We start from the raw sequence: 3,616 nt of genomic DNA, 5'->3' as shown, positions 1-3,616 counted from the left end.
CTCTGGAACAGGGAGATGTGACTTTCCAGGAGGCGACTCTAAAGAAATGTACAACTCTATAAAAAATAAACTGTATTCTCTACCTAATCACTTCAATATCTATGTTGGGCATGATTACTCACCAAATGGTAGAGCAATGAAATTTAAAACAACTATTAAGAATCAACAGGATTTAAATACTCACCTTAATAAAGATGTAGATGTTGATGATTTTGTATCAATGAGAAGTTCTAGGGATAAAACCTTGCGCTCACCAAGACTATTAAAAGAAAGCATTTATGTTAATATTAATGGAGGAAATATAAGACCTCTCTTAGTAGATGATAAGAAAAGTATAATTAAATTGGAGTCATAATGGATAATATAATGAACCCCCTCCTCGGAGGTATTACAATAGGGGTAGCTAGCTCTATTCTTTTTCTAGGGATAGGAAGAATCTCTGGGATTAGTTCAATCCTTGCACATCTTTTAAATAGGCCAACAAAGATTGATGTTTGGAAGTACTTCTTTCTCTTTGGATTACTCGCTGGTGGTATTTTAGCTACAATCTTCTATCCAGGGAAGAACTCCTTTGTTCTAGAAAACTCTCTGACTGAAATAATTGTTGCGGGACTTCTTGTTGGATTTGGTACAAGGCTAGGTAGTGGCTGTACTTCTGGTCATGGAGTATGTGGAATCTCTAGGTTATCAAAAAGAAGCATAGTCGCAACGATGATTTTTATGGCATTTGGTATTTTAACAGTTTCTATAAAGGGAGTATTCTAATGGCACTTAATTTAATCTCTCTAATTTCTGGAACTCTATTCTCTATTGGATTAATTCTATCTGGTATGACTAACCCTAAAAAGGTCATCGGTTTTTTAGATATATTTGGAGAATGGGATTACTCTCTAGCATTTGTGATGGTAGGAGCAATTCTAGTGAACTTTCTAGTTTTTAAATTTCTAAAAAAAGAAAAACCTGTATGTGGTAATGGATTTAGTCTACCGACAAAGAGTAGTTTGGACTGGAAACTAATCACTGGTTCAGCTCTATTTGGAATAGGATGGGGAATTGTAGGTATTTGTCCAGGACCTGGGATAGTTAATTTAACATCTTTAAGCTCTGAATTTATTATTTTTGTTGGTAGTATGATGGCAGGTATGTTTATTTTTAAATTATCAGGAATCAAATGAAAGTATTAATTCTTATTTCAATTCTATTCTCTTTAAGTCTAAATGCTAAGGTTAGCACTAAGTTAGTATTTAAGGCCGACGATATTATTTGGGGATTTGACTTTATCAATAAAGAAAAAATAATAGCGACTCTAAAAGATGGAAAAATACTAGAGATTAATTTGAAATCAAAAAAGAATAAGGAGTTAGTTGCACCAACGGTTGTTGCTAGTGGGCAAGGCGGGCTTCTTGATATTCATTACAAAGTTATAAATAAGAAAGCATACGTCTATTATACTTTTTCTAAAAAAGTAAATAGAACTCTTGTGACCGCCTTAGGACGTGCTGTTTATACTGATGGAAAGCTAAGTGAGCATGAGACTCTTTTTGAATCAAAAATACATAGCAGTAGAAGTATACACTTTGGTTCAAGGCTTGCCTTTGTTGATGATTTTATTTTTATGACTATTGGTGATCGAGGAGATAGAGATTATGCTCAAAGACTTGATTACCACAATGGTAAGGTTCTTAGACTCTCTTTAGAGGGGAAAGCATTAAAAGATAATCCATTCTTTAAGACAAAGAATGCTCTTCCTGAAATTTGGAGTTTAGGCCACCGAAACCCACAAGGTATCTTCTACGATAGTGAATCAAAAAATCTCTACAGCAGTGAGTTTGGTCCTCGTGGGGGAGATGAGTTGAATCATATTCAAAAGGGACTTAACTATGGTTGGCCGGTTATTACTTACGGAAAAGAGTACTGGGGGCCAAGTATAGGTGAAGAGAAGAAAGAAGGAATGGAGCAGCCTCTAGTAAATTGGACTCCAAGTATTTCTCCTTCTGGATTAACGATTTATACAGGAGATAAAAATCCAAAATGGAAAGGAAGTTTCTTTCTTGCTTGCTTGGGCTCAACTCATCTACATAGAGTTGTCTTAAAAAATAATAAATTAATCAAACAAGAAAGCTTACTTGAATCCTTAGATGAGCGCATAAGACATGTTCGCACAGGACTAGATGGAGAGCTTTATTTTTCAACAGACAGTGGGAAGATTTTCACTGTCCATCAGTAACAGACTTATCTTTAAACCCTAATCTTCCAACAAAGGGAAGTTTTAGGGCCGGCCTCCAAAGATCAATTCCAAAGCTAAGTCCTAGTAGGTTTACCTCTAGGCCTTCCTCAACTCCAACTGTCATCCCTAAAAGCCCATATGCAGATACTTGATACCCTTTATTACTTGGGCTATCTACAAGCAGAGAGTCAGCAATGAGATAGTCTTTTCCAACTCCATTAGCAGGTAGCTCAAGTGGCAGCTCTTCAATACTTCTAATTATATGAGAGACAAATGTATTTGAATTTGGGCCAGGCCAAAGTCTATAAATTTTCTTATGAGGATATTCTTCTATGACTTTCTTAGTCTTCTCAATTACTATTCTTGCCTTTTCTCCCTTGAGTTCGTAGAGAAGTGTTGGATCATTATCAAACCATTTCCTATCTGGAAGATCTTTTTTGACTGATATAGCTGATCCTGTTCTTCTGATATTCCAGGAAGTTACTTGTGCTACTGTATAGCTATCTTCACCTTTAAGTTTCCATGCAACCCAAGGGTGAGTTCCAAGATATCCTCTCCAAGAAAATGCCCTAGCATAATAGACTTGAAAGATATCTTCTTTTTGATCTTTGGCCTTGGTCGCTATACCTGCACTTGCTCTAGAAGCTGTTCGCCAGTCTTTAGAAGAGCAAGAGGAGAGTAGTGTCATTAAAAAAATTAGTGTTAGTATTTTCATACTGATCATTTTATTTAAAATCTTCAACTAAGTCTAGGAAGGCCCTCGTTCGCTTAGACAAATAACTACTTGGTGTATAGAGAATATGTACTGTATGCATAGGACCTTCCCACTTAGGGAAGATTTGTACAAGTTCTCCTGTACGAATATAGCTCTCACAATAAAAGCTTGGCAGAACAGTTATCCCATTTCCATTCACTGCCATATTCAGAAGCATTGGTATACTTCGAGTATTTATCCTACATTTTAAATCAACTTCCTCTTCACTCTCATCAGTTAACTGGTTGAAGTCAAAACCTCTAAAACTTAGTAACTTATGCTCGTTTAGATCCTTAGCTGTTTTTGGAATACCAAACCTTTGTATATACTCTCTAGAGGCGATTGCAATAAAATGAACATCTTTAAATGCTCTTTGAATGAGGTTTGAGTCTTCAAGTTTTCCAACCCTGAAGGCCAGATCAATATTCTCTTTTGTTAAGTCGAGGTACTCACCTGTAAGTATCATTTGAACTTCAACATTTGGATAGAGATCATTATACTTTGCAATAATGTCTAAGAGTGTAGATTGCCCTAAATCTTCAGGAGCTGTGATTCTTAAAACTCCACTAATTTCCTTCTTACTATCACTTATATGTTCAACTTCTTCCTCTAGCTTATCGATAAGCTTTTGAATT

Annotated in this window: 5 protein-coding genes and 1 pseudogene; 4 read left to right on the top strand and 2 right to left on the bottom strand. The window is 35.8% G+C overall.

The features are described 5' to 3' along the window. From ABX784_RS16185 to ABX784_RS16170, 4 genes and pseudogenes are all read left to right on the top strand, one after another. Positions 1–355, top strand: a pseudogene (locus ABX784_RS16185) (MBL fold metallo-hydrolase); the annotation flags it as partial. Then, a complete protein-coding gene (locus ABX784_RS16180; RefSeq protein WP_372656101.1) occupies positions 355–765 on the top strand; it encodes a YeeE/YedE family protein in 411 nt (136 codons plus the stop codon). The pseudogene ABX784_RS16185 and the gene ABX784_RS16180, both read left to right, overlap by 1 nt. Continuing rightward, positions 765–1,175 carry a DUF6691 family protein gene (locus ABX784_RS16175; RefSeq protein ID WP_372656100.1) on the top strand — a complete coding sequence of 137 codons (411 nt, stop codon included), beginning with the start codon at positions 765–767 and terminating at the stop codon, positions 1,173–1,175. Before ABX784_RS16180 ends, ABX784_RS16175 begins: the two co-directional genes overlap by 1 nt. Beyond that, positions 1,172–2,227, top strand: coding sequence for a PQQ-dependent sugar dehydrogenase (locus ABX784_RS16170; protein ID WP_372656099.1), 1,056 nt, complete (start codon positions 1,172–1,174; stop codon positions 2,225–2,227). Before ABX784_RS16175 ends, ABX784_RS16170 begins: the two co-directional genes overlap by 4 nt. Here the strand turns inward: ABX784_RS16170 and ABX784_RS16165 are convergent. Both ABX784_RS16165 and ABX784_RS16160 read right to left on the bottom strand, forming a co-directional pair. After that, positions 2,211–2,942, bottom strand: coding sequence for a DUF3750 domain-containing protein (locus ABX784_RS16165; protein ID WP_372656098.1), 732 nt, complete (start codon positions 2,940–2,942; stop codon positions 2,211–2,213). The two genes, ABX784_RS16170 and ABX784_RS16165, sit on opposite strands and share 17 nt — an antisense overlap. 10 nt (positions 2,943–2,952) lie before the next feature. Beyond that, positions 2,953–3,616: substrate binding domain-containing protein (locus tag ABX784_RS16160; protein WP_372656097.1), on the bottom strand; the 664-nt coding region annotated here is incomplete at its 5' end.

This window comes from Halobacteriovorax sp. (assembly GCF_041587335.1).
Classification (GTDB): Bacteria; Bdellovibrionota; Bacteriovoracia; order Bacteriovoracales; family Bacteriovoracaceae; genus Halobacteriovorax.
This window is presented reverse-complemented; position numbering and strand designations above follow the sequence as displayed.

Bases quoted from the DNA above. Each gene is read 5' to 3' on its own strand.
- ABX784_RS16170 (WP_372656099.1), top strand. From the start codon at position 1,172: ATGAAAGTATTAATTCTTATTTCAATTCTATTCTCTTTAAGTCTAAAT.
- ABX784_RS16180 (WP_372656101.1), top strand. From the start codon at position 355: ATGGATAATATAATGAACCCCCTCCTCGGAGGTATTACAATAGGGGTA.
- ABX784_RS16165 (WP_372656098.1), bottom strand. From the start codon at position 2,942: ATGAAAATACTAACACTAATTTTTTTAATGACACTACTCTCCTCTTGC.
- ABX784_RS16175 (WP_372656100.1), top strand. From the start codon at position 765: ATGGCACTTAATTTAATCTCTCTAATTTCTGGAACTCTATTCTCTATT.